At 46.4% G+C, this 26194-nt stretch carries 26 protein-coding genes; 12 read left to right on the top strand and 14 right to left on the bottom strand.

Annotated elements, in window-relative coordinates; genetic code table 11:
- Positions 1 to 32 precede the first annotated feature (32 nt).
- The 3 genes from GO620_RS05575 (at position 33) to GO620_RS05565 (ending at position 2229) form a co-directional block, all read left to right on the top strand.
- Entirely contained in the window at positions 33 to 563 is a 531-nt protein-coding gene (locus tag GO620_RS05575) for a hypothetical protein (RefSeq protein ID WP_157523502.1), read from the top strand.
- Positions 564 to 1154: 591 nt separating this feature from the next.
- Positions 1155 to 1652 carry an RNA polymerase sigma factor gene (locus tag GO620_RS05570; protein WP_200230732.1) on the top strand — a complete coding sequence of 166 codons (498 nt, stop codon included), beginning with the start codon at positions 1155 to 1157 and terminating at the stop codon, positions 1650 to 1652.
- Positions 1639 to 2229 (top strand): hypothetical protein, encoded by a 591-nt coding sequence (locus GO620_RS05565; RefSeq protein ID WP_157523501.1) that lies wholly within the window; start codon positions 1639 to 1641, stop codon positions 2227 to 2229. Before GO620_RS05570 ends, GO620_RS05565 begins: the two co-directional genes overlap by 14 nt.
- A gap of 122 nt (positions 2230 to 2351) precedes the next feature.
- On the opposite strand, the gene GO620_RS05560 is transcribed toward GO620_RS05565, so the two are convergent.
- Positions 2352 to 2927 (bottom strand): hypothetical protein, encoded by a 576-nt coding sequence (locus GO620_RS05560; RefSeq protein ID WP_157523500.1) that lies wholly within the window; start codon positions 2925 to 2927, stop codon positions 2352 to 2354.
- Between the two features lie 76 nt (positions 2928 to 3003).
- Here GO620_RS05560 and GO620_RS05555 point away from each other — a divergent pair, with 76 nt between their 5' ends.
- On the top strand, positions 3004 to 4224 hold the full coding sequence (locus GO620_RS05555) for a serine hydrolase domain-containing protein (protein WP_157523499.1): 1221 nt from the start codon (positions 3004 to 3006) through the stop codon (positions 4222 to 4224).
- Positions 4225 to 4227: 3 nt separating this feature from the next.
- On the opposite strand, the gene GO620_RS05550 is transcribed toward GO620_RS05555, so the two are convergent.
- Positions 4228 to 5907 (bottom strand): DUF5060 domain-containing protein, encoded by a 1680-nt coding sequence (locus GO620_RS05550; RefSeq protein ID WP_157523498.1) that lies wholly within the window; start codon positions 5905 to 5907, stop codon positions 4228 to 4230.
- Positions 5908 to 6019: 112 nt separating this feature from the next.
- On the opposite strand from GO620_RS05550, the gene GO620_RS05545 reads away from it, so the two are divergent.
- Positions 6020 to 7648, top strand: coding sequence for a M28 family peptidase (locus GO620_RS05545; RefSeq protein WP_157523497.1), 1629 nt, complete (start codon positions 6020 to 6022; stop codon positions 7646 to 7648).
- Here the strand turns inward: GO620_RS05545 and GO620_RS05540 are convergent, their stop codons facing one another.
- Both GO620_RS05540 and GO620_RS05535 read right to left on the bottom strand, forming a co-directional pair.
- Complete coding sequence (locus tag GO620_RS05540) at positions 7649 to 8071, bottom strand: secondary thiamine-phosphate synthase enzyme YjbQ (RefSeq protein WP_157523496.1); 423 nt, start codon at positions 8069 to 8071, stop codon at positions 7649 to 7651. It lies immediately after the preceding gene.
- Positions 8068 to 8205 carry a hypothetical protein gene (locus tag GO620_RS05535; protein ID WP_198173508.1) on the bottom strand — a complete coding sequence of 46 codons (138 nt, stop codon included), beginning with the start codon at positions 8203 to 8205 and terminating at the stop codon, positions 8068 to 8070. The genes GO620_RS05540 and GO620_RS05535 overlap by 4 nt, the downstream gene beginning before the upstream one ends.
- A 100-nt stretch (positions 8206 to 8305) precedes the next feature.
- Between GO620_RS05535 and fabF the strand changes: the two genes are divergently transcribed.
- Positions 8306 to 9550 (top strand): beta-ketoacyl-ACP synthase II, encoded by a 1245-nt coding sequence (gene fabF / locus GO620_RS05530; protein WP_157523495.1) that lies wholly within the window; start codon positions 8306 to 8308, stop codon positions 9548 to 9550.
- Positions 9551 to 9858: 308 nt separating this feature from the next.
- Here fabF and GO620_RS05525 read toward each other — a convergent pair whose 3' ends face one another.
- The 6 genes from GO620_RS05525 to GO620_RS05500 all read right to left on the bottom strand — a co-directional run bounded on the left by GO620_RS05525 (position 9859) and on the right by GO620_RS05500 (position 15721).
- A complete protein-coding gene (locus GO620_RS05525; protein ID WP_157527017.1) occupies positions 9859 to 10731 on the bottom strand; it encodes an IS3 family transposase in 873 nt (290 codons plus the stop codon).
- A gap of 2 nt (positions 10732 to 10733) precedes the next feature.
- On the bottom strand, positions 10734 to 11042 hold the full coding sequence (locus GO620_RS05520) for a helix-turn-helix domain-containing protein (RefSeq protein ID WP_200229806.1): 309 nt from the start codon (positions 11040 to 11042) through the stop codon (positions 10734 to 10736).
- Between the two features lie 363 nt (positions 11043 to 11405).
- Positions 11406 to 12761 carry a Gfo/Idh/MocA family protein gene (locus tag GO620_RS05515; protein WP_157526587.1) on the bottom strand — a complete coding sequence of 452 codons (1356 nt, stop codon included), beginning with the start codon at positions 12759 to 12761 and terminating at the stop codon, positions 11406 to 11408.
- Between the two features lie 7 nt (positions 12762 to 12768).
- A complete protein-coding gene (locus GO620_RS05510; RefSeq protein WP_157526588.1) occupies positions 12769 to 14148 on the bottom strand; it encodes a 3-keto-disaccharide hydrolase in 1380 nt (459 codons plus the stop codon).
- Positions 14149 to 14207: 59 nt separating this feature from the next.
- Positions 14208 to 14897, bottom strand: a complete 690-nt coding sequence (locus GO620_RS05505) for a Rossmann-fold NAD(P)-binding domain-containing protein (RefSeq protein WP_157526589.1) — start codon at positions 14895 to 14897, stop codon at positions 14208 to 14210.
- Positions 14897 to 15721: a ThuA domain-containing protein gene (locus GO620_RS05500; RefSeq protein ID WP_157526590.1), complete on the bottom strand. Its 825-nt coding sequence runs from the start codon at positions 15719 to 15721 to the stop codon at positions 14897 to 14899. The genes GO620_RS05505 and GO620_RS05500 overlap by 1 nt, the downstream gene beginning before the upstream one ends.
- 81 nt (positions 15722 to 15802) lie before the next feature.
- Here GO620_RS05500 and GO620_RS05495 point away from each other — a divergent pair, with 81 nt between their 5' ends.
- Positions 15803 to 15946 (top strand): hypothetical protein, encoded by a 144-nt coding sequence (locus GO620_RS05495; RefSeq protein WP_157526591.1) that lies wholly within the window; start codon positions 15803 to 15805, stop codon positions 15944 to 15946.
- A gap of 2 nt (positions 15947 to 15948) precedes the next feature.
- Here the strand turns inward: GO620_RS05495 and GO620_RS05490 are convergent, their stop codons facing one another.
- Both GO620_RS05490 and GO620_RS05485 read right to left on the bottom strand, forming a co-directional pair.
- Positions 15949 to 17388 carry a phytoene desaturase family protein gene (locus GO620_RS05490; protein WP_157526592.1) on the bottom strand — a complete coding sequence of 480 codons (1440 nt, stop codon included), beginning with the start codon at positions 17386 to 17388 and terminating at the stop codon, positions 15949 to 15951.
- A gap of 8 nt (positions 17389 to 17396) precedes the next feature.
- Positions 17397 to 17912, bottom strand: coding sequence for a hypothetical protein (locus tag GO620_RS05485; protein WP_157526593.1), 516 nt, complete (start codon positions 17910 to 17912; stop codon positions 17397 to 17399).
- Between the two features lie 225 nt (positions 17913 to 18137).
- On the opposite strand from GO620_RS05485, the gene GO620_RS05480 reads away from it, so the two are divergent.
- Positions 18138 to 19631 carry a malate:quinone oxidoreductase gene (locus GO620_RS05480; protein ID WP_157526801.1) on the top strand — a complete coding sequence of 498 codons (1494 nt, stop codon included), beginning with the start codon at positions 18138 to 18140 and terminating at the stop codon, positions 19629 to 19631.
- A 470-nt stretch (positions 19632 to 20101) separates the two neighbouring features.
- On the opposite strand, the gene argS is transcribed toward GO620_RS05480, so the two are convergent.
- Entirely contained in the window at positions 20102 to 21868 is a 1767-nt protein-coding gene (argS, locus tag GO620_RS05475) for an arginine--tRNA ligase (protein ID WP_157526594.1), read from the bottom strand.
- A 78-nt stretch (positions 21869 to 21946) separates the two neighbouring features.
- Here argS and GO620_RS05470 point away from each other — a divergent pair, with 78 nt between their 5' ends.
- The 3 genes from GO620_RS05470 to GO620_RS05460 all read left to right on the top strand — a co-directional run bounded on the left by GO620_RS05470 (position 21947) and on the right by GO620_RS05460 (position 25034).
- On the top strand, positions 21947 to 23386 hold the full coding sequence (locus GO620_RS05470; protein WP_157526595.1) for an arginine deiminase family protein: 1440 nt from the start codon (positions 21947 to 21949) through the stop codon (positions 23384 to 23386).
- An 83-nt stretch (positions 23387 to 23469) separates the two neighbouring features.
- Positions 23470 to 24384: a citrulline utilization hydrolase CtlX gene (ctlX, locus tag GO620_RS05465; protein WP_157526596.1), complete on the top strand. Its 915-nt coding sequence runs from the start codon at positions 23470 to 23472 to the stop codon at positions 24382 to 24384.
- Between the two features lie 71 nt (positions 24385 to 24455).
- Entirely contained in the window at positions 24456 to 25034 is a 579-nt protein-coding gene (locus GO620_RS05460; protein ID WP_157526597.1) for a CAP domain-containing protein, read from the top strand.
- Here GO620_RS05460 and gpmA read toward each other — a convergent pair whose 3' ends face one another.
- The gene (gpmA, locus tag GO620_RS05455) at positions 25035 to 25724 is read right to left on the bottom strand and encodes a 2,3-diphosphoglycerate-dependent phosphoglycerate mutase (RefSeq protein WP_157526598.1); all 690 of its coding nucleotides are present in this window, start codon (positions 25722 to 25724) and stop codon (positions 25035 to 25037) included.
- A 50-nt stretch (positions 25725 to 25774) separates the two neighbouring features.
- Here gpmA and GO620_RS05450 point away from each other — a divergent pair, with 50 nt between their 5' ends.
- The gene (locus tag GO620_RS05450; RefSeq protein WP_200230719.1) at positions 25775 to 26155 is read left to right on the top strand and encodes an SRPBCC domain-containing protein; all 381 of its coding nucleotides are present in this window, start codon (positions 25775 to 25777) and stop codon (positions 26153 to 26155) included.
- The last annotated feature ends 39 nt before the right edge of the window (positions 26156 to 26194 follow it).

Genomic DNA, 26194 nt, shown 5'->3' with positions numbered 1-26194 from the left:
CTAAATAATATTTTGATGAAATTTACCGGCTGATGGCTAACACTACCTACGGACTCAAAGAAATAAAAAGCGAATTAAAACACCTCAGCAGTACGCAAATTGCAGATCTGTGCCTGCGCCTGGTGAAGTATAAAAAAGAGAATAAGGAATTACTGGCGTATCTGTTATTCGAGTCGCACGACCAGGATGCCTACGTAGCTGACATAAAAGCCGAGACCGGCTTAATGTATAGCCAATTGATCAGTCAGAGTTACCAGATGGCCAAGGGTGTACGCAAGATATTGCGTGTAATTACCAAGCAGGTAAAATTTATGGGATCTAAGCAAGCCGAGGTGGAATTGTTAATGCAGTTCTGCAAAGATTACCTGGATTATGTGAACTTGCGGTCGAGCTATAAACCATTGAGGCAGATATTGTTGAGGCAGCTCACTAAAATAAAAGCAGCAATAAATAAGCTTGATGAAGACCTGCAATTTGACTACCTGCAGGACTATAATAACCTGGTGCTGGATGCCGACAAGAAAACCAGTTGGGTGTATAAAGCGGAGTTTTTATTGGAGTGATATCTCAAGCATTTGTAAGCCTTGTCATGCTGAGCCCGTCGAAGCATCTTATGCATTAGGTGTGTTCTTACGCTCATTCGCCGCTTGGCTTTGTTCTTTTGTCTTAGCAACAAAAGAACCAAAAGTGCCAAGTCAGCGCAAGGCTTCTTTGCCGCACAAGGCCTTTGCCCTGCAATGCTTCGAGAGCCTCAGCATGACACCCCGCGCCCCCTCATCGCACACGCCCTCAGTAGCGCAAAATATTTATCACCGAAGCTGCGCGCTGACGTTTCGCGCACTAATATTCAAATTTGAATAGAAAATGCGTTAGGGACAAGAGCGGCATCCTGCGCAGCAGATAAGGTCCTTCACTATGTTCAGGATAAACTCCTGGCCCGACCCGACGAAGGAGGGTAACGCCTTAATAATTCTATTAAAACTACTCATTAAAAATAAAGCCACATCAATTATCCTTTTTTTAATTTCACTATCCCTCTCCATACTCACAATATTAAACCTTTCACTGTCAAAGCTTCAAATCAACCTATTATCTTTAACCGCCTTTGTAACAAATTTTCACCCGCACCGTCTAAACTTAAAAACTGACAACCTGTGGCCGCTAAAGAAGCAGCTTTTAAACAAATATTTGAGGCTAACTCAAAAAAGATTTACCACTTGTGCTACGGTTATACCGGCGACGATGACGCTGCTAATGACCTGCTGCAGGATACGTTTTTAAAAGTTTGGCAAAACCTGGATAAGTTTCGCAACCAGGCGCAAATTTCTACCTGGATATACCGTATAGCGGTAAATACCTGCCTTACTTATTTGCGCAGCGAAAAACGCCAGGCCAAAGACGAATTGACCCCATTAATAGCCGAGACCCGTCGCGAGGAGTTATCTGAAAAGAATGAACAGGTAGCCTTGTTGTACAAGTGCATATCTAAATTAGAAGAGACAGAAAGGATCATTATTACCATGGTATTGGACGAATTACCATACCCCGAAATCGCTGACATCTCGGGCATATCTGAGGGCAACCTGCGGGTTAAGATTCATCGTATTAAACAAAAACTAACCGACCTATATAATCAGTATGAAAGAATTTGATCATTTGATGTCGGTGTGGCAGGCGCAGCCTGCGAAGCAGCAACGTTCTGTTGAAGACGTGCTCAAGTCGGTTAAGAAAGGTATTGCCGGTATTACGGGGAAATTGTATTGGGGTATTGCAGCCATGATAGTGATGGTGATCTACGCTTTCGCGGTAATGTTTTTCTTTACGTTCAAGAACTGGCAAACTTACGCAGGCATTATGATCATGCTGGTTACCATGCTGCTTTATTTGTCGCTTATAGTACGGCACTATAGAATACTGCACCGCCGCGACCTCACAGTCAACCCAACCGAATATTTACAAACTATAAAAGATTACCAGAAGCAACGCTCTATGCTGGCGGGATGGTTCTATTATATCTACACAATCTTGATTAGCGCCGGGCTAGCCTTATATCTTGTTGAGATACTGGAGAATGCCTCTGTCACGAAGAAGATAGTGTTGTACGCGTTTACCATTATCTGGATACTATTCCTTACCTTTTATTTAAAACGCAGAATATTTAAAAGCGAAGAAGAAAAACTGAATTTGCTGATAGATAGGTTGGAACGGTTAGAAAACCAGTTTGAGTAATAATATTCAAGCGTCATTGCGATCCCGATTTATCGGGAGAAGCAATCCCCGACTTTTATTTCACCTGGGAGTAGTGAGATTGCTTCGTCACTATGTTCCTCGCAAAGACGACGTCTTAATATCTACCCCACCACCGGCGCGTATTTCTCATGCAGATTGTCAGCCATACGCTTAATGAACAGATAATTAGCCGTCCCGCCAATAACAGCGCCAACTATAGGTAGCAAGCGTTCAGCAGTTTTTGAGCCGATGCTTACCATTAATTTTTCCGCAACTTCTTCTATCAAGGTTTTAGAAACGGTCATCCGTGTATCCACTTTCAATGACGCCGCTACTATCTTTATAAAGTCGCTGAACGTGAATGTGCTTTTACCTGTGTAGTAGTAAGATATAGCCATAGTAACACGGAACTGCTGGGTCAAGAGGTTGATCATATCGACAGGTACACCTATCAGCATAGTAGCGATCCCGCCCAAACCGGTGATAGCGCCGGAGCCCGCCGCTAAAACCGCGCACTGCTGTATAAATTTATCTATACCCAAGGTATCCACACCGTGCTTAATGTTTAGCTGGTCTATCTGTTTAAAGATCTTCTCAAATCCACCCTCAGATAATTTGGCAAACGCTTTCTTCAAGTCTGCACCGGCTTTTTTGTATTTAAACTTTGGCAGTTTTACGGCAGGTAATTCTAGTTTCATGGTTGCTGAAATGATGCCATTATCATGCCAGTAATTTGTTACAGCAACGCGGACCTACATTGGCTATATTAGCCCCATGCTTAAACGTTTACTTTTTACATCTTTCATTTTAGGCGCGCTTTCGGCATCGGCGCAAAAGCAAGTTAAGCTTAACGACTATTTCCCCGCCCCGGGCAACTGGCAGCAGAAAACGCCCCTGCAATCCGGCCTTGACGATCAGGCGATACAGGGTGCTATAAAATTTGCTTTGAGCAGCGAAGCCAAATCATCTCACGACGGTGTACTGGCGCAATATCAAAGTTTTGGCAAGGAGCCCATGAGCGAAGCTGTAGGCCCGCTCACAGACCGTACCGGTGCTAACGGCGTGATCATTTATAAAGGTTATCTGATTGGCCAGTGGGGCGACCCGAATAAGGTGGACATTGTAAACAGTGTCACCAAAAGCATGCTGTCGACAGTTATAGGCGTAGCGGTTGACCGAGGCCTTATCCGCGCTACTACTGATACAGTTGCCGCTTACGTGCCATTTGTAGAACTTTATTCACCCTGGGCAAGCAACGGCTCTGAAAGTAATCAGAACGACATCATCTACCCCTTTGCGTCTGCACATAACCGCAAACTTACCTGGGAAGTAATGCTGCGCCAGACCAGCGATTGGGAAGGTACACTTTGGGGCAAACCAGACTGGGCCGACCGTCCGCAGGGAGACATTGAAGATTACAAGAACCGCAAACGTAACGAACCGGGCAGTACCTGGAAATATAACGATGTACGTGTAAACGCTTTGGCGCTTGCTGCCACCAACGTATGGCGCAGGCCATTGCCTCAGGTTCTTAAAGAAACCATTATGGACCCGATCGGCGCGTCAACTACCTGGCGTTGGTACGGTTACCGCAACTCGTGGATAGTGTTAGATGGTTTTGCAGTGCAATCTGTTAGCGGCGGCGGTCATTGGGGCGGCGGTGTGTTTATCAACGCTTTAGATATGGCCCGTTTTGGTTTGTTGACGATGCACTCGGGAAATTGGAAAGGAAAACAGTTGATAAGCCGCCAATGGGTAGACCAGGCACTTACACCTACCAAAGCCAACACCGGCTACGGTTATATGAACTGGTTTTTAAACACCGACAAAAAGATGCTGCCATCGGCGCCCGAAAAAGCGTGGGCACACATTGGCAACGGCACTAACATGATCTATTGCGACCCCGAACATGATCTGGTAATAGTTGCCCGCTGGATAGATAACAAAGCAATGGATGAGCTGGTTAAACGTGTTTTGAGCGCTATTGGGCAATAGTTTTTATCGCAAAATAAAAATTCTGTCGGTGTGAGCTGCGAGGTTTTCAACGTAAATATCCGTTTTACCATCGACGCTCTTTAATGGGGGAAGCATTTCGAGAATCTCTCCTTCAGGTTCATACACAGATCCCGGCGATAGCGATGACAGTTGAGCAGCCAGGGTTACGGTGCCCGTTATCCCGTTGTTACCGGCATTATAAACGTACACAAAATATTCCCTCCCACATTTGATCGCCGTTGTGTAAACATCCGTCATGGTAGTGTTTACAGTAGACTGTTTAAGCGGAGCATTATTTTTAAATATCCAATTATTTACCTCCCTAATTTTAGAAAAGTATTTATCTGTGCCCCGGTTGTCAAAATATTCCCACCACCAGCTCAGAGGCAATATCGGCGTTGGCGAAAATAAGCCGTACCACAAGCCGCGTTTAAAATCATCGTCCATATGCGGGGCAAAATCATCAAAGTTTTTGCTCCAATCCCATTCATAGCCATACTCACCTATAACATAAGGCTTTTTGTATAATGCTTCGTATTCAGTAATAGCCTTTGGAATGCCTGCCGTATTTTTATAAATGTGCTTTTGGTTAAAATCGATGTTGCGCAACGTGTTTAATCCTTTTAAATCGCGATGCGATATACTGGTGGTGACCATATGCCGGTAAGGATCTATGCTTTTGATGTATGTGCTCATCTCGTCATGCCAGGCGACTATCGAATCAGCACTTATCGGCTTATCTTTATCGCCAAACTGCACATTGTCTACCTCGTTAAATAATTCCCACGCGGCAATGTTGGTACTGTAACCCCAACGTGCAATGATATAACGCAGTCGGTCTTTATACCTTTCTTTAGATTTTGGATTCACAAAAAAGTCGGCAGCCGTTGGCGAAAATCCGCCGTCTTTAATCTCATAAGCGCCCATCCCAAGTGTCAGCATCATGTAGACACCAAGCGAGTCTGATAGGTTCACCAGCCTGTCCATCCGCTTAACAGCACTTGGATTGAAATATTTGTCAGAAGCAGTATATCTGCTATTATTAAAGTTGTCATGCCAGTCTATTGGCAGGTTCCAACGGCTGATCCAGGTACGAAAAAAGTTGCCGCCATGCTTTGCCAGCGACTTAAGCATATAATCATAATTGTACCTGGGCGACTGGTGCAACTTGCTGAAAAACTTTGAATCATCACTTGTACGAGATTCCCAACCGATATTTTCGCCAATGCCGCGAAACCTTTTGCCATTATCAAATTTGAATGTCCAGTTGTCATTTGGGTGCAGGAAGCCGGAGCGTTTAGATGGAGCAACAATAAACGAGTGCGTAATTGATTGGCTTTCCTTCGTGTTAAGACCTCTTAATCTGATGCCGTAAGTGTACTTGCCGGCCTCCCGTGGTGCAAAGCGTGCCTTCCACAAAGAAGGTTTGCCGCTCATCCCGCTTTCGTAATAACACGGCAGTACGATCTCTTTGCCCGATGGGCTTCGCAGCAGCATATCCAATGCAATATCATTTTGCAAATAGGGATTTTGCCAGTCTGCTATCAGCTTAATGTTGAATTCTATCTTGGCGTATTGACGTGCAGATGCACTAACAGGGGTAATGGAAAGGACCTGCCCGCTTACTTTTGCAGCGCATAGTGCAACTAAAATTAGCGTGATATAGTACTTAAATATTTTCATAAGGAAGTTGCCTTACATTAAAGCGATGGTTCGATGCTTAAGGAGGTTTAAATTTATGTAACAATTTGCTGATAGCCCTCACTTGCATGCTTTTATATTTTAAATTCGACACATGGGCAATAAATTAAATTTGTTATTCGCGGCGGCGACTTTGGTGACGGCAGCAAGCAACGTCAATGCACAAACCCTTAACCTTGGCAGCGATGTAAAACAAGCAATCGAGGTTGTCAAGGCTGACGAAATAAAGGCAGACATTGCTTACCTGGCTGATGACAAGTTAAAAGGCCGCGGCCCGGGCACCGGAGGGTATCAAATGGCGGTTGATTATGTGATCGGCCGCTTAAAATCCATGCATGTTCAGCCGGCCGGCGAGAATGGCTCCTGGCTGCAGGACGTGCACATTCGCCGCGCATTGACACAATCGCCTGTTTTGACTTTCAACAACGCGCCCCTCGCAGGTGCTTTTAATATTTACCCTAACCCCGTTACACCTGCGGTAAAAGGCTCCTCACAGATCGTATTCGCAGGTTACGGCATAAGTCAGCCCGCATTAGGGTATGACGATTATGCCGGACTTGATGTAAAAGGCAAAACGGTGATCATCATCCGCGGCACGCCCGATAAGTTTTCTTCATCGGTAGCTGCACACGTTGCCAACGGGCTGACCTTACTGAAAGCGGCAGCGGCGCATGGCGCGGTTGGGGTGATAGTTGCATCTACCGATTCTGTAGTCCGTAATCCTAACGCGGTTGCCACCCCGCTCGGCTCTAACAGCATCATGCGTACAGACGGTAAAGTCGCGGTATCGCATACCTATTATTCAGAGCAGATAAAACTTTACGGCACTATGAGCTACGCCGCTGCCAAAGCTGTATTTGCTAATTCCGAAAAATCATTTATTAATGTAGTCACCAAATTCAAAGCAGGTGAACCGCAATCTTTCGACTTGAAAGGCAAGATCGATTTTAGCTATGCATCAACTTACAAAGACATCCTGAGCTATAACATTGTTGGTAAAATAACCGGTAGCGACGCTAAACTGAAAAATGAATACGTTGTGCACAGCGCGCATCTGGACCACCTGGGCATCGGCCGACCTGTTGAGGGCGATTCCATTTACAATGGCGCGCACGATAATGCGTCGGGTGTGGCAAGCTTGTTGGGTATTGCAAAGGTTTATGATAACCTGAAGATAAAACCCAAACGTTCTATTTTGGTGGTAATGGTGACTGGCGAAGAAATGGGCGACCTGGGCTCGGGCTACTTTGCAAGCCACCCAACCGTTCCGGTGAAAAATATCGTTGCCGACGTTAATACCGACATGCCAACCATCATTGCCCCGTTGCTATCCATAGCAGCCTTGGGTGCAGAACATTCCACCTTGAATAAGCAGGTTGATGAAGCCGCCGGATATTTAGGATTAAGTGTCGAGCCCGATCCCGAGCCAAAACAGGCACGCTTTACCCGCAGTGACCAGTACAGCTTTGTACTGGAAGGCATCCCTGCCCTGCATATCAAATACGGCAGCAAAACCCCCGACGGCAAAAACAACCTGAATGATTTTGTAGCGATATGGCGTGCTAAGTACTACCACAAACCGCAGGACGATATCAACGGCATATTTGATTTTGAGGCCGGCAGAAAGTACGCTCAGCTAAACTTTTTGATAGGTTACCTAGTGGCCCAAGACCCAGCCAAACCAAGTTTTAACGCCGGTGATATTTTCGCATCCAAGCAGTAACTATTCGCCCCAAACGGTTACTACAATGCTGCGGCTGCCGCCATGGTTGCGGTGCTCGCACAGGTAGATTCCCTGCCAGGTACCCAGGGCCAACCTGCCGTTGGTTATGGGTATGGTTACAGAGCTGCCCAGCAAAGCTGCTTTAATATGAGCGGGCATATCGTCCGCGCCTTCATAGTCGTGCTCGTAATCGGGATCGTTCTCGCGCACGGTTTTGTTAAACCACATCTCGAAGTCTTGCCTTACTGTTGGGTCGGCATTTTCGTTGATGGACAACGAAGCCGAAGTATGCTGAATAAACACCTGGCAAATACCGGCTTTCATTGGCTCAAACTGCGCCAGTACGTTTATTATATCGTTAGTAATGATATGAAAGCCGCGCGAGCGCGCCCTGAGAGAAAGTTGCTGCTGGTAGATCTTCATCCTTTGATAATAGAGATAATGATGATACCCAAAACTATACCAACTATCATGATCACGTAGAGCAATATCTCGTTATCCGCAAAGTGCTTGTATTTGGTCCAAAAGTTAAGGTTTTGTTTGGGTTTGTTATCCATAATTAAGTTGCGCGTTGCACTTCCAAAATACATAATCTATAACGAAAGGTATCACGACCGATTTTATTATTTATTTACATTTGCGCAAAGTTTGAATAACATGTTTAAAAGAGTTGTAGTTACCGGCCTTGGTGCCTTAACCCCTATTGGTAACACCACTGATCTGTTTTGGGAGAACGCAGTTGCCGGTAAAAGTGGCGCGGCAAGGGTAAGCCGTTTTGACCCTTCGTTGTTTCGAAGCCAAATAGCCTGCGAACTGAAAGATTTTAAGGCAACTGACTATCTCGACCGCCACGATGCCAAGCGTACCGACCTGTTCGTTCAATATGCATACGTCGCTTCTGACGAGGCAATTAAAGATTCCGGGTTTGATTTTGCAAAGATGGACCCATTTGATGTGGGTGTGATCTGGGGCTCCGCGCAGGGTGGTTTAGAAACTTTGGAACATGAAGTGACCGACTATGCCAAAGGCGATGGGCACCCACGGTTCAACCCTTTTTTGATACCCAAATTGCTTATTAATATGGCTTCCGGCATGATATCGCTGCGCAACGGTTTTATGGGTATCAACTATTCTACCGTTTCGGCATGTGCTACTGCCAACACCGCTATAATGGATGCCTTCAACTATATACGGTTGGGAAAAGCCAAGATCATTATTACCGGCGGATCGGAAGCGCCTATTAGTCCGGCGTCTTTTGGCGGCTATAGTTCTATGAAGGCTATGAGTACCAACAATGTCGATCCGCAGCACGCTTCACGGCCGTTTGATGTTCACCGTGATGGTTTCGTAATCGGTGAGGGCGCGGGTGCTTTGGTCCTGGAGGATTATGACCATGCTAAAGCCCGTGGTGCAAAGATTTATGCCGAAGTTGTGGGTGCATCCATGACGGCAGACGCTTATCACATGACAGCTACACATCCCGAAGGTATCGGCGCTACGAAGGCTATGCAGCTGGCACTGCAAGAAGCAGGAGTTACCATCAAAGACGTTGATTACCTGAATATGCATGCCACTTCTACTCCTGTAGGCGACTTGTCCGAAACTAAAGCTATCCTTAACCTCTCTAAGGCAGAACAAACTAAAATGCGCATCAGCGCTACCAAATCCATGACCGGCCACTTACTTGGCGCGGCAGGTGCTATTGAGGCGATACTTTGTTTAAAGGCTATTGAAAAGCATGTAATACCGCCAACCATCAATACGCGGGAACTCGACCCGGCGGTTGACCCAAGCTTAAACATCGTACTAAAGGAAGCCATCGACTTTAAAGTTGATGTGGCCATGAGCAATACTTTCGGTTTTGGTGGCCACAATGGCATAGCGGTTTTCAAAAAAGTGTAGTGTTGTTGCCCATCATTTTGACGGCGAAATATCACGATTCTACTGACATAATCGCCCGGTTGTAACATGTTACACTTTCCCCACCAGATACTGACTTATTAGTATCTGGCAAGAAATTGTCAGCGAGATAACTGTCTGTATATCAGATGACGCAAGATCATGACACTGTTTCACGTTTGCTAATTTTCATTGAAAACTGTCACACATTGTCACAGGTGTTACACTTGACCTGTCCTAAAAAAAGTTGACACTTTTAATTGTTAATACTGAATTGAATTTACACTTTTTATTTTAGTCCTTAAAGGGGTTTACACTTGCTCTGTTATTTGTTGATGATTGGGATAATAGTTTCGCCATCGCCGCCTGAGGGGTCCGGATTCCCGGTGTGCTGCCTGTGGTGTCATCATATCTATACTGCTGTGCGGCCTTAAGTTGTTGTAAGTATTTATAGCGCTGCGTACCGCACGTGTTGCACCGCTCAGGTTTTTGTAAGCCTCATTTAACAGTTCAAGTTTAAGTATACCGTTTACACGTTCTGCAATGGCATTATCACGCGGGTTCCCGCTTTGGGTCATACTGATACCAATGCCTTCTTTGATCAAAAGTGCTGTATAGGTACCGCTGCAATATTGCGTGCCGCGATCCGAATGATGGATCAGCGGGGTGTCGGGTTGCTTTTGTGATAAGGCCATTTCAAGTGCTGTAAGGCAGCTGCCGGTAGAAAGATCATGGCTCAGACAGAAGCCAATGATCTTTCGGCTGTAAGCATCCGTGACCAGGCTCAGGTAAGCAAAGCCCTGCCCCACGCGGATGTAAGTGATATCGCTCACCCACAGCCGCCCCGGCGCTGCAGGCACCAGGCCGCCCGTCAGGTCGGGGTATTTCTTAAAGCGGTGGCAGGAAAAGGTGGTACGCGTACGGTATATTTTCCTGCGCACCAGCAAGCCGTTTTCTCTCAAAAGCTCAAAGAATGCATCCCGCCCTATGCCGGGCCGTATCAGTTCAAGCAGTTTCCTTGCACCCAGCCGCGGCTGGCGGCGACGGTGTGCCATTACTTGCTGAATGATTTCTTCTTGTTTAAAAGTCCGCATTTCTGTGGACCGGTGATGCTGGTAATAGGCTTGTGAACTGTAACCAAGCAGTCTGCATAACTCGCGCAGCCCGCGGCTGCGTTTTTGCATGCTTACTCCGACTGCCTGGTGCCAGACTTTTTTCTGATGTTGGTACCCAGCTCCTTATCTGCTATATCTATGATGTTATTCAGCAGCTCATTCTTTAGCTGCTCTGTCCGTAACATCGCTTTCAATAAAGACACATCATCGGGAAGAACTGTCTTCTTCGAACTTCTCAATGCCTTTTCGTTTAACTTGTCCTTGTTCACTATGCGGGAAATAGTTGTGGGTGATACGCCGTACTTTTTTGCTAAGGTACGCAAACTCTTACCCATGATCTCACGCTCATGTATGATACGCTCCGCTTTCCATTTGTCCATCTTGTTCCTCTACTTTTCTGTAAACTTATTTCAGGACAAGTCAACTGGCAAATTAATGTCATTTGTACGCAAATTACCCCATAAGGGTATTTTGCGAATGCGTTTGAAGTAATTTTCCATGCCTCGGTTCGGTTTGGGAGAGTCGGCCATTTTAAAGCCCCTCTACTTCGTAGAGGGGTTGGGGAGAGGTCGGTCTTGAAAGCCTGCTCCTTTAGGGAGGTCTTGGTAGAGGTCGGCCTGTAAACTTTTTCCTTTGAAGAGGGTTGGGGAGCGGTCGGCTTTTTAAGCCCCCTTCCTTTGAAATGGTTTGAAAGCTTGATTTAACCTCTCTCCTTCGGAGAGGGGTTGGGAAGAGTCCGGATCTTAATACTTGAAAACTTTCCCGCCAACCATCACTTCCTGCGTTGCTTCATCAAAAGTGGCTTTTATGCCGGTATGCGAAGCCGCGGTTGTCATGATGTTGGCTATTGAATGGGCGTAGCCTGCTTCAACAGGGGCATGCGGCGTTTTACGGTTCCGCACGCACTCCATCCAGTTGCGCACGTGGTTGTTGGTCAAAATGTCGCCGCCTGTATTGGCGCTGGCTACCACTTTTTCTTTGCTTCCCAGGTCCGTTTCTGGCAGCAGGTTGGCCTGCATGCCCATCTCGGCAGCCATCTTTGCGGTTAATCCACCTTTAGGTGAAATTTTGTTGGTGATGAGGTTTAACTCGCCGCCGTTTGAATAGTAGATCTCAGACGGATTTTCGTCGCCGTTATCCATTCGCGAAGCAAACGTTACCTGGAAACCTGTTGATGGGTCATCCTGCGGGCCGTAATCAAATACCGCGGTAAGCGTATCCCAATTGGTGCGTCCATCCTTCCACATGTAAATGCCGCCGTTAGCGGTTACGCTGCGCGGATGCTTTAAACCACTGAACCAGTGTACAGTATCTATCTGGTGGCTCATCCATTGACCGGGTAAGCCGGACGAGTAAGGCCAAAACAAGCGATACTCTAAATATTTTCTCGGGTCGAAATCTACGTAAGGGCGGTTCATTAAAAAGCGCTTCCAGTCGGTATCGCTTTCCTTTAATTGTGCCACTAAGGCTGGCCTGCGCCAGCGACCGGGCTGGTTCACATTCCAGGTTAGCTCCACCATCTTTATCGGCCCAAACTTACCCGACTGGATAAAATCAGCGGCGGCGATATAATTAGCCCCGCTCCTGCGCTGCGAACCTATCTGCACAATGCGGTCTGTAGCCTTTACAGCTTTTAAAGCCGCGCGGTTGTCTTCCATCGTTTCGGCAAAAGGCTTTTCTACATAGGCATCGCAACCCGCCTTAACGGCTTCTATGCAATGCAGCGCATGCTGAAAATCTGAAGTACCCACAAATACCGCATCGACCAGTTTCTTATTATATAATTCGTCGTTATTTCGGCAGGCGATAATATCATGGCCCATCTTTTCCTTCCAGATGGCTACGCCCTCATCGCGGCGCTTGTTCCACAGGTCAGATACGGCTACAATGTCAAAGTTCAACTCTTTATAATGGTTCATAAAAGCCGGCAGGTGCGAGTTTCTGTGACGGTCAGAAAAGCCGACCACGCCAACCCTCACCCTATCATTAGCGCCAATTATGCGCTTGTAGCTCTGCGCAGACCAGCTCACTTTTGATGCCAGCACGCCCGCGCCTAAGGCAACGCCTTGTTTAACAAACTTACGCCGTTGATTTTCCATCATCTGTTTAGTTAAGTTCTTTGATCTTTAAACTGCGGAATGATACCTGATTGCCATGGTCCTGCAAAAGGATGTGGCCCTTTGGTGCCATACCAAAGTTTGGCCAAACTACGTACTTGCTTATCTTCACCGCGTCGAGGTATTCCTGCGAGCCGCGTTTGTATTCCAATACTTTTACCCCGTTAAGGTAATGTTCAACACGGTTGTCGGGATAAACCACAATACGGCCATCATTCCAGGCACCTATCGGCCGCACAAAACGCGCCTGTTTGTTTGCAGGGAAAAGGTCGTATAACGATGCCTGTTTGCGGTCGCCGTTACGGCCCAGTTTTGCATCGGGGTGCAACTCGTCATCCAAAACCTGGTATTCCAGTCCAATGTTAGACCCATCGGTCTTTTCGGCAAGGGTTACAAAATACTTTACGCCGCTGTTGGCTCCGGCAGTCAGCTTAAATTGAAAAGACATGTCGAACGCGCCATACTGCGCGGTGGTGACAATGTCGCCGCCGTTTTGGGATTCTTTTCCTTCCGATGACAATACCGTCATGGTTCCGCGCTGGTAATCCCACCCTTTGGCCGGGAAAGATGAGCCTTTGCCGCTTACCCATCCATCCGTCGTTGAGCCGTTGTACATCAGCTTCCAGCCATCTTTCTGCTCGTAAGTGTTCAAATGGTTGGGCACGTAATCAACCACGTATATTCCCGCGGGAAATGGTTCGGGTTTTAGATTGACGGTTTTTATGCGGATGTTTTTGAAATAAACTTTTTTGCCCGCTTCTTCGGGCCTGGTAACCGCATGCACCTGCAAGCCTATAAACCCTTTATAATCAACAGTATCAACCACGTAAGCTATAGGTATATTGTTGACCCAGGTTTTGGTTTCGTTGCCGATGCATTCGATCCTGATGTGATTGTATTCACCCAATTTAAAAGCGGTTTTCGCTTCGGGATGCAGATCGAGCGGATAGAGCCATTCGCGGCGGGCTTCATCATACACACCGCCTGTCCACGCCCTTGCAGAAGGGTCTATCTCTACCTGCCTGCCGAAAACTTTACCAGGATGGGCAGGCGTGTTAAAATGGCTGCGTATTTGTATGCCCGAATTGCTGGTGATGTCGTCAACTTTGGCATCAAGCTCTAAAATGAAATCACTGTACTCTTTGTCGGTGATCAAAAATGTATTACCCGAGCCGGCAACGGATTTGCCGACTATCGCGCCTCCTTCGACGCTATACTCAGCCGCCCCTGCAACCCGGTGCCAGCCTTTAAGCGTTTTGCCATTAAACAGGTCTTGCCAACCTGCAGATTGTGCGTTAACGGATTTTGATGGCAACAAGTAAAGCGCGGCTATACCAATAGCCGGCAACATTCGCAAGAAGTTTTTCATTATCAGGTTTGCTTAAAGGTAGGTATTGATGTCATATCTTCCTAAACATCGCCTGTTAATCACACTTTTTCTTTTGCTAATTGCTTAATGTCGTTTGGCGTGATGATATGTGTCGGGTAATCAACATACATGAGATTGATCATCGACAAGCCCACTTCCTTTAGTGTGCAGGCAGAGCCGGGCGCGATTGCGGCGATGATTGGGTACAACCATCCCAGATATTTATAAAGCTTAGGCTGGTTCTTTGCACCTTCGGTTGCTTTCATAACTCCGGGCCGGTAAGCATAGACTTTTTTAAATGGCAGTTTGGCCAGATCATTTTCGGTCTTGCCTTTTACTCGCGCCCACATGGTGCCGCCTTTCTCGGTACTGTCTGTCCCCGCGCCTGATACGTAATCAAATACCATGTCTTTATTGACGCTGCTTACCGTCTCTGCAAAATGCATGGTAAGCGTGTAAGTTTTCTTGAAATACTCATCTTCTTTCATTCCTACGGACGATACACCCAGACAGAAGAAACAAGCGTTGTAGCCCGCCAATTGGTCGTTTATAGGTAAGAGGTCGAAAAAATCCTGATGGATTATTTCCTTCAACTTCGGATGTGTAATACCTGCCGATTTGCGGTTGACGATTAATACGGACTCTACCAGCGGACTTAACAGACACTCGTGCAACACGCCCTCGCCTACCATACCCGTAGCGCCGGTAACTATAACTCTTATCTTTTGGTTTTTTTGTAATGCTGCCATTATTCATGTTTTGTACCCAGCCAAAGCAGGGTATTTAAAATCAGTTGGCTTTCTTCGGGGCTGTCGAATGTAAACGACAATTCCTTATCCGTCTTGCCTTCATAGTCGATGTCGTTATGGCCCATGTTAAAATACACCATGCGGTAATTCTTGTTTGTCCAAACGACGGGGTAATAACCGCTGTGCCATATCTCGCTCTGTTTTGGCCCGGTGCCTAAAGGGAAACTGGTGGAATCGATCGCCAGTAAAATATCAATGTCCGGATTTTTACGCAGATCCATCTGCCAGCGGTACCATTCATTCGGCGCCGAGCGGATGATGTGTTTTAGGCCTTTAGTCGCCGGATATTTATTGGTTTCTACACGTAAGTTTGCAGAGGTAGGCCGCCAGGTATTGCTCACATATTGGCCCGAGCCCAGAAAGGTGTTGTGATACCAATCCCAGTTTTGCGGATAGGCGGAGTGATCAAGCGCGAAGGCGGAGAAGTGAAAGCCCATCCACGCACCGCCGGTGTTCATATAATCTTCAAAAGCTTTTCGCTGCGCGGGTTCTTCGGGGCGCGTATCCAGAAATAAAATCACCTGGTAGTTAGCTAAAAACTTTGCATTGAGGTTAGCCCAGTTGTTTGTCGAATCGTAAGTGAAATGATATTGCTTTGCCATCTGCGGGAACCTGCGGTTCGCCTCATGCACAAAACTAATATGCGCCTTATCGTTCTTTGCAGTGTAAAACGCTATCACATTAAACTTTGATACCGGCTGCGCGAAAGAATTAATAGACAGGAGAAAGGCAAATACAAATACAAACAGGTTCCTGATTTTCATAGACAATGGTTGTAATAATTTCTTAGATTCAAATAAACAAATGCAAAATGCATTAGTTAATATTTAATTAATACTTGCGTGATGAACAAGCAACCAGAAACCCCAAAAACGTCTCAGAAAAAGACTACAGCCGATCCCGAAATGGAAGGACCATTCGCTGAAAAAGACGAGGTAAAAAAAGCAGAAAATAAAATGCGTAAAGCAGCTGCTACGAAGACTAAATAAATTCAGTCGGCTATTTTAAATACATCTTTCATGGCTCTTTTTGCAGCATAATAGCCGCACATACCATGCACACCGCCCCCGGGCGGCGTTGACGCGGAGCAGATGTAAATTCCTTTTGCCGATGTGCGGTACGGCGATGAACGCAATGCAGGCCTTGTAAACAATTGGCTGATGTTCTGCAAACCGCCATTAATATCCCCGCCGATATAGTTTGCATTGTAATCCTGCATCTGCAGCGCATTGAACGTATGCCGGCCTATAACGCGCTCGCGGAAACCCGGAGCAGAGCGCTCTATCTGGTTTTCAATTACTTCCGTCATATCTTTAGTATTGCCAAAAGGCACATGGCAGTAGCCCCAAGCGGTATGCTTGCCCTGCGGTGCACGGCTTTTATCGAACTGGCTTTGCTGCGCTAATAACACAAATGGCCTATCAACCGCTTTTCCAAACGCGGCAGCCTTTTCAGCAAAGGCTATTTCTGCGAACGTTCCGCCGAGGTGCACCGTTGCCGCTTCGCGGCAATCGCTTGCTGTAAAAGGTATCACATCATCCAAAGCCCAATCTACCTTAAAGACACCCAATCCATATTTGTAGCGCTTTAATTGCCATTTATAAAATGCTGACAGCTTATGTCCGGCTATCTGCATCAACTGCTGCGGACCAGTGTCAAACAAAATTGCGTGCGCGGATGGCAGCTGATCTAAGGCGGTAATCACCTGCCCTGTTTCGATCTTTCCGCCTAAAGAGAGGAAATACCTTGCTAAAGCATTAGCCAGGTTTTGAGATCCACCGGCGATCATAGGCCAGCCTTTATGGTGCCCGCTTAACATCAATACCATCGCCACAGCTGGTGTCAGCGGCTGATCTAATGCTTGCATACTGTGCGCTGCCATGCCTGCGAATAACCCTTTGGCTTTTTCGGTTTTGAAATATTTGTCGGCTATAAATTTAGCGGATGGTAAAGCTTTTAACCCAAACTGTGCAAACTGCAAGGGGTGCTGCGGCCACTTTAACGATGATAGAACGTCGGGCAGCAGATCTTCCCAGTTTGCGGATAGTGGTCTGAAAAGCTTATTATACCCGGCAGCGTCCGCACCCAGACTCTCAGCAGTTTGCGATAATGAATTATGCAAGACTGCGGCTGTACCATCATCAAACGGGTGTGCCGCGACAATTGGCGAATGGATAAACTCCAGGCCATGATTTGCCAATGGCAAAGTATTAAAGAAGGGTGAGCTAATAGCAAGCGGGTGAATAGCCGAGCAGATGTCATGCTTAAAGCCCGGCAAGGTGAGCTCTGCTGTACGCATGCCCCCGCCAATCGTTTCCTTTCCTTCTATCAATAAAACGGACAGACCTTTTTGCTGCATGGCAATGGCTGCAGCCAGCCCGTTAGGCCCCGACCCTACTACAACCGCATCATAGTCGCGCTTTTCTAACAACGGAATTTTTATTTGTGCGACGCTACGCCCCAGTAACAGCCGTTGCGTAACCGCTTTGTCGAGATAGTATCGGCACCGGCAAGGGGCTGGTATTTGGCGCCGGCATCGTAATACAATTTGGCGTCTTCGTTATTATAAATGTAAGAGCCTAACTTGTTCTTATTGCCGCCCGTTTTTTCGTTTACTATTAATTCAATTCCGTTAGTGATCTTGCTGCCATTATCGCGGTCGGCGGGCGTTTCCGCTTTAACCCAGTTTACCACGTATACCAGGTTTTTAGCGTCTTTACCTGTGGTTAGCCTTTTAAAGTTTGGCGTATCCTGGATGATGGAAAGCAACGTTTTGGTACAAACATCAGGAATGGTTGAATTGCTGTAATTCTTCTGCGGATTATTGGTCACGCTGTCCTTTTTGCCGTTGACAATAACTACCGTTTTATTTACATTTTTTGAAATAGGTTTAGGCTTATTGTTACACGCTGATATCGTGACTATTAACGCGAGCGCAATCGGAAAGATCTTCATAACAGGTTGTTTAGCTACTCAACAGCATTCGCGTGGATTTGTGTTGAGTGCCCGGCCATGTATAACAGACGTACTAACCCTTGAAACATAAGTGTGGCTTGGCGGTTTATACACGTACCGCTTTTCAGCAACAATATTGTAAAAATAGCGCGGTGATAAGTCACCTATGCTAATATTTTGGTAAATATGCAGAGCGGTAGAATGCCTGCTGCACCTGCTTATAAAATGACGACCCAAACAGCTCAAAAAACAGAAACTGATATTATACTCATTGGCGCCGGTATCATGAGCGCTACGCTTGGTGTTATGCTTAAAACGCTTGACCCATCGCTTAATATCGAGATCTATGAGCGTTTGGATTCTATAGCTGCAGAAAGCTCAGACGCAATGAACAATGCCGGCACCGGCCACTCTGCTTTTTGCGAGCTGAACTATACACCACAATTGCAGGATGGCACTGTTGATATCTCTAAAGCCATTAAAATCGCCGAGCAGTTTGAGATATCTAAAGAATTTTGGGCATACCTGGTGGAGCAGAAATACATATCGTCTACAGAAACATTTATTACCCAGGTTCCTCATCTAAGTTTTGTTTGGGGGGATGAAAATGTAGATTATTTGAAGAAACGCCATGCAGCTTTGTCAAAGCACCATTTCTTTAAGGAAATGGAATACACCGAGGACAAGGCGACGCTCCAAAAATGGATGCCGCTTGTAATGGAAGGCCGCGAGGGCGAAGCACATGTATCTGCCACTAAGATGGATCTGGGTACCGATGTCAATTTCGGTTCGCTGACTAACACTATGTTCACGTATCTGAAAGCGCAGCCGGGCGTTACGATAAACCTGCAGCACGACGTAGAAAACATCAAACGCAAAAGCAGCGGGTGGAGTGTAAAGGTTAAAGACCTGCTAAGCGGACAGCGCAGAAAAGTGAGCGCAAAATTTGTATTCATCGGCGCTGGTGGCGGTGCTTTGCCCCTTCTGCAAAAATCTGGCATACCGGAGAGCAAAGGCTTTGGCGGTTTCCCGGTGAGCGGCCAATGGCTGGTTTGCACAGATGCAAGCGTTATTAAACGTCATAAAGCTAAGGTTTACGGTAAGGCATCAGTTGGTTCGCCGCCAATGTCTGTACCCCATTTGGATACACGCAATATCAATGGAAAAACAGCACTGCTGTTTGGGCCTTATGCGGGCTTCTCAACCCGTTTTTTAAAGAAAGGCTCTTTACTCGACCTTTTTGGCTCTATAAAATTGAATAACATCCGTCCGCTCATGGCAGCCGGATTAGACAATATCCCGTTGACACGCTACCTTATCGGCCAGGTAATGCAATCGCAGGAAGACCGGTTGGCTTCGCTGCGCGAATATTATCCTAATGCAAAAGCCGAAGATTGGAAACTGGAAATAGCCGGACAACGCGTACAAGTGATCAAGAAAGACCCCCGCCACGGCGGTGTGCTCGAGTTTGGTACAGAAATGGTTACCGCCGCCGATGGCACGATCGCCGCTTTGTTGGGCGCCTCTCCCGGTGCATCTACCTGCGTACCCATAATGGTGCAGCTGATAGAACGCTGCTTTAAGGACAAGGTAAAAACACCTGAATGGCAGGAGAAATTTAAGGCGATGATACCGTCTTATGGCCAGTCGCTGGCAAAAGATGCCACCCTGGCCAATGCTACCCGTGAGCGCACGACTAAGGTGTTGAAGATCGGATAAATCTGCATTCTTTTGTCTTAGCAACAAAAGAACCAAAAATGCCAAGTCAGCACAAGGCTTCTTTGCCGCACATGGCCTTAACCCTGCAAGGCAGGCAAAACCACAGGCCGGGATATTTTTGCCGGAAGAAATAAAAGTTGAAAAAGATTTTATGCAAAAATCTCCAATGCCCTTTCCCGCACACAAGGCCATCATCGTGTCGCCTGCCTTCGTCCGAAGCTGTGAGCTGACATTGCGTAAGAGCGGTGGCCACGGCAGAAAAGGCGGGCCGGCGTGGGAGTGAATGCCGTTTTAGCTTTTTCGGGCCGTAACCGAAAAAGCGTGAAGAAACGGCAGAGCGGGCTGAAGCGTTTTTCTGCCTTGATTTTTTGGTTACTTTTTCATCTAAGGAAAAAGTAACGAGCGTAGCGGCGATTGAGCGTAATACAGAATTTATAGTATCACTTATTGAGTTTTTCTTAATAAAATTTCTACATCCTTTCCGGCACATCGATTCCCAGCAAACACATACCTTTTTTCAAAACGTTTGCTGTGGCCGATGATAGCTGCAGTCTGAATTTCTTTTGCGTTTCGTCTTCCGCTTGCAGAATAGATTTTTCGTGGTAAAACTTATTGTATGCCTTGGCCACTTCGTAAACGTAGTTGGCAATAATGGCGGGGTTATGGTCGCGGGCGGCCATGCTAATGTTCTCGGGAAGTTTCGAGAGGATCAGGATCAGGTCACGCTCAAACGGGTCTAAATCTGTAGTATCGGTTTTGCTGCCAAAGTCCAAACCAGCCCTTGTAAGTACAGAGCGGATACGCGCGTGGGTATATTGAATAAACGGCCCTGTATGCCCCTGAAAATCTATAGACTCGTTGGGATCGAACAGCAAGCGCTTCTTAGGCTCAACCTTTAACAGAAAATATTTTAACGCGCCCATGCCTATCATGTGGTACAACGCAATCTTGTCGGCGTCACTAAAACCATCCGTTTTACCCAAGGCTTCGGTGGTGGTTTTGGCCGTCATGTTCATTTCGGCGATCAGGTCGTCGGCATCAACAACAGTCCCTTCGCGCGATTTCATTTTGCCCGATGGCAGGTCGACCATGCCATAAGATAAGTGATACAAACCTTTAGCCCAGCTTTTGCCCAGTTTATCAAGGATCAAGAAGAGCACTTTGAAATGATAATCCTGCTCGTTACCTACCACATAAATGGATTGATCCATACCAAAATCATCATACTTTAACTGAGCGGTACCCATATCCTGAGTGATGTAAACAGACGTGCCATCGGCGCGAAGCACCAGCTTTTCATCCAACCCGTCAGCGGTGAGGTCTATCCAAACAGAGCCGTCAGGCTTGCGGAAAAAAACGCCTGATGCCAAACCTTCGTCGACAATATCTTTACCTAATAGATACGTATCGGACTCGTAATAATATTTGTCGAAATCTACTCCAAGGCTATTGTAAGTAGCATCAAAGCCCGCGTAAACCCAACCATTCATGGTTTTCCAAAGGTTAATCACTTCCTCGTTGCCCGCCTCCCATTGTTGCAGCATTTGCTGCGCTTCTTTTATCAGTGGCGCGTTCTTCTTTGCTTCGTCTTCGGTTTGGCCTGTCTCTGTAAGCTGTTCTATCTGTTTCTTATATTCCTTATCGAATATCACGTAGTATTTGCCCACCAGATGATCGCCTTTTATCCCGGCCGATTCGGGAGTTTCGCCATCGCCAAACTTTTGCCAGGCCAGCATCGATTTACAAATGTGTATCCCGCGGTCATTCACCAGGTTGGCCTTGATCACCTCGTAGCCATCGGCCTTCAAAATCTCTGCTACAGAAAAACCCAGCAGATTATTACGTACGTGGCCAAGGTGAAGTGGTTTGTTGGTGTTTGGCGATGAATATTCTACCATCACCTTTTGGCCGTTCGGTTTTGCTACCGCGAAATCGTCTTTAAGTATCTGCGTGTTAAAGGCCTCAAGCCAATAAGTGCTTGACAATGATATATTTAAAAAGCCCTTTATTACATTGAATGAAGATACTTCGGCAAGATTTTGTTCCAGGTATTCGCCTATCACCTGCCCGGTTTGCTCGGGCGATTTTTTGGAGAAACGTGTAAATGGAAAAGTAACTATTGTCACCTGGCCTTCAAACTCCTTGCGGGTTTCCTGAAGGTTGATGTCGGCCGGGGTTATATCTGTGTCGAAGAGTTCTTTTACGGCTTTAACGGCCGCTTGGGTAATAAAATCCATTGCGCAAAATTAATAAATTGCCGCAACCTGCCTTAAACTATTATGTGGCGAAAATTCTGATAGCTTTGTGTACACGCTATGGTCAACAATAACCATTTAGAACTTAACGTAACCTCAGAAATAGGTACGCTTAGGGCGCTGCTCATTCACAGCCCCGATAGCGGACTGGGTAAGGTGGTACCCTCCAAGGCGCAAGACTGGCTTTTTGAAGACATTGTACACCTGGACACCTTGCGGGTAAACGAGTATGATTACTATGTGAAGTTGCTGATGTATTTCCTCGACGGCGACAAAATTAAAGGTAAGCTTAAAGACATTGATGCCGGCCGCGGTTTTTATAAACCTGATGATAAGGCGTTTCACGCGTCTTACAAGGTTATCGAAATGCAATTGCTGCTGTCGCAGATTTTAGAAGATGCTGATATACGCACAAAATTAGTGGCGGCCGTGTGCGCTATCGAAAATTGCAACTACCGCTTACAGGAACAATTGAACAGCACAGAACCTGTTGAACTGGCAAAGATCTTTATCTCGGGGTCTATTGATGATGCCAATCATATGATCTTTGCGCCCATACCTAACCTTATTTTCTCAAGGGATATCGGTATCATCATTGGCAAACACATCTTAATTAATAAACCGGCTAAAAAAGCACGCGCACGCGAGACCTTGCTGGCGCGATACATCTTTTTTAACCACCCGATGTTCGCGGCTTATCGCGGAAATATTTTGGAAATACCCGAAACGGTGCAACATTTTCTGCGCCCGGGCGATGAACAGGATGAGAAAACAACCCTTGAAGGTGGCGACGTAATGGTGGTGAGCCCTAAGCACGTTATAATTGGCTGTAGTGAACGCACCTCTGCCAGCGGCGCTAACGAGGCAATAAAGTTGCTGTTCCGGAACAACGTGGTTGATAAAGTAACTATCGTAAAGATTCCGCATAAGCGGGATTACATGCATATAGACACCATTTTTACGCAGGTAAAGCGCAACGTATGGGTGCTGCTGGGCTCGCTGGCCATTACACAGGCCGCGGTTGACGAGCAGGAACCGATTTCATGGTTCGTGGATAAGAAACTAAAACACCGGCCAGAGATCATTCAATTTTTTAGGGATGGCTCACAACCTAAAAATTTTAACAGCCTGGAAGATCTGCTGGATGACATTAGCCGGGTTGATTTGAAATCAACAACGCCTACAAAATTCATCTACTCGGGTGCTAATACCTTCCCGTATGATGCACGCGAACAGTGGACCGATTCGTGCAACCTTTTAGCATTAAAAGAAGGCGTTGTATTAGGATACGACCGTAATGATAAAACAGTAGAGGCTTTTAAGCAAAGCGGTTTTGAAACCATTAAGGTGGCAGAACTGCTGGAGCAATTGGAGAACGGATCGGCGTCAATAGATACGATTAAAGACACTTTGATTTTGATGCCGTCTTCGGAACTATCACGGGCCCGCGGCGGGTTTCATTGTATGAGTTTGCCGTTGATACGCGACATCGTCGCGTAGTTCATTAGTATCATTGGTTCATTAGTCATTAGGCTTTGAACTTGTACGAATGAACTATTGAACAAATGAACTAATAAACTAAAATGCAAACCACATCCACCCTCTTAATGATCCGCCCGGTGAGGTTTGGCTTTAACAAGCAAACTGCCGAAAGTAACGCGTTTCAAAATGCCGGTAGCGATATATTAGATGCGCAGTCGGCAGCTTTAGCGGAGTTCGACAATTTTGTGCAAGTGCTGCGCGACAATGGTGTGAATGTTATGGTTGTTGACGATACGCCCGAGCCGCATACGCCTGACTCTATCTTTCCCAACAACTGGATATCGATGCATGAGAATGGCAATGTACTGCTTTACCCTATGCAGGCCGAGAACAGAAGGTTGGAACGCCGTGAAGATATAATTCGCAAATTGGACGAAAACTTCGCAGTAAAGCATACCATTGACCTGAGCCGGTTTGAAACAGATAATAAGTATTTAGAGGGAACAGGTAGCATGGTACTCGACCGTGACAATAAGATCGCTTACGCTAGTTTATCCCCCAGAACTGATACTGATGTACTTAAAGCGTTTGCTGACGCTGAAGGTTATAACGTTCTGACGTTTAGTGCATTTGATCAGAATGACCAAGCTATTTACCATACCAATGTATTGATGTGTATCGGTCGGCAATTTGTTGTGATCTGCCTTGATAGTATTAAAAACGAAGAGGAAAAAATACGCTTAAAACAATCTTTCGCCGGGAATAATAAAGAGATAGTTGAGATCACGTTCGGCCAGATGAACCATTTTGCGGGCAATATGCTGGAGGTGCAAAATGCCGGTGGCGAACACATTTTGGTAATGTCGGCACAGGCGTTTCAATCACTGACCGGTGAGCAGATCGATCGCCTGGAACACTACGCGCGGATCGTCTATTCGGACATAAAAACAATTGAAACGTTAGGCGGCGGAAGCGCCCGTTGTATGCTGGCCGAAGTGCACCTGCCACAGAAATAACAGTGTCATTAATTTGCCATTCCATTCACTGATACTTAAACCGTCGCTTCGTTCGTTTGTCAATACAACAAATGAAACGAAAGATATTAGCGGGCTTAGCCCTTTTCATCATAACCATTTCTAGCTCGTTTACGGTAGCAAATGACGCTGTGCCGTCAGACGCGTTTAAACAAGAATTTTTATATCGCATTAACAAAGTACGCGCTGTTGGCTGCGATTGCGGTAATAAGCACATGCCGCCGGTGCCGCCTTTAACATGGAATGATTTTCTGACCGTATCCGCGGCCGGCCATGCGCAGGATATGAACTATCAGAACTATTTTAGCCACGACAGTAAGGACGGCCGCAACATTGAGGACCGTATTGTAATGGCTGGTTATATCTTTAAGGGCTACCGCAGTTTTGCCATTGGCGAAAACATAGCTTATGGCCAGCGCAGTATCGCTGAAGTGACTGACGGCTGGTTCCAAAGCGAAGGCCATTGCAAAAACCTGATGAACCCCTCTTTTAAAGAGATTGGTATAGCCCGCAACGGGCTATATTGGGTACAGGATTTTGGCGGCCGTGAAAGTTTTACACCCGAGGAGCAGAAAATGATGCGCGACCCAAACGTGAAGATGACTTTTAAACGCGTTAAAATTCACGACTGATCATTCTATGTAGTAATGTTTGGTGCTATTTAGCCGGTCGTCCAGTTCGTATACCCATGGCTTGGCGGTCGGGATATCAAGCCTGGTTACTTCTTCATCGCTTAAGTTTTCGATGTATTGTATCAGCGCCCTAAGGCTGTTGCCATGCGCACAAATGATCACCTTTTGATCAGACCGTAGCGCAGGCACTATGCGCTCATGCCAGAAGGGTAAAGCGCGGGTCATAGTCTCACTCAAATTTTCGGTCAAAGGTAATTCCCTGTAAGTGAGGTCGTCATAGCGCAGGTAATGTCCCGGGAAACGTTCGTCTTGGTCGGTAATGGGTGGCGGGCTTTCATGCGGATCGCGGCGCCATTTATGCACCTGCTCTTCGCCATAACGATCGATGGTTTCCTGCTTGTTCAGTCCTTGCAAGGCGCCATAGAAACGCTCATTTAGCCGCCACGATTTTTTAACAGGAATCCACAGGTGATCCATTTGATCAAGCACAATGTGCATGGTCTTTATCGAACGCTTCAGTACAGATGTAAAGCCAACGTCGAAAGTGAAACCGTTTCTTAACAGTAACTGCCCGGCCTGTTCTGCCTGGCGGAAACCTTCCTCAGAAAGGTCTACATCGGTCCAGCCGGTAAAACGGTTTTCAAGATTGTAAATGCTTTCGCCATGGCGCAGTAAAACTAATTTTTGCATGTTTTTACATAACCTCAAAATATCTAAGCGGGTTTTATAAATTTACCACCGTGAAAGATTTCAAAAAGTATTACTTGCTCCCCGCAACGCCTGCAGAGGTTTATGCAGCTATAACCAATCCTATAACCATAGAACTTTGGACGGGCGAAAACGCATTAATGTCTACCGAACCAGGGTCTGAATTTTCGATGTGGGACGGCAGCATTGTAGGTAAAAACTTAGAATTTGAGGCAGACAAAAAGGTAGTACAGCAATGGTATTTTGACGAGCAAGACGCACCCTCTATCGTTACTATCAAACTGCATGATGACAAACATGGCACGTCTGCCGAGCTGCGGCACACCAACATCCCTGATGAAGCTTACGAAGATATTAAAGAGGGCTGGACAAGCTCTTATTTCATGGGTCTGGAAGATTTCTTTAGCTTCTAAATCACATAGACACAAAAAAGCCGCGCTGGTTCCAGCGCG

It is taken from the genome of Mucilaginibacter ginkgonis (genome assembly GCF_009754905.2).
Lineage (GTDB): Bacteria > Bacteroidota > Bacteroidia > Sphingobacteriales > Sphingobacteriaceae > Mucilaginibacter > Mucilaginibacter ginkgonis.
This window is presented reverse-complemented; position numbering and strand designations above follow the sequence as displayed.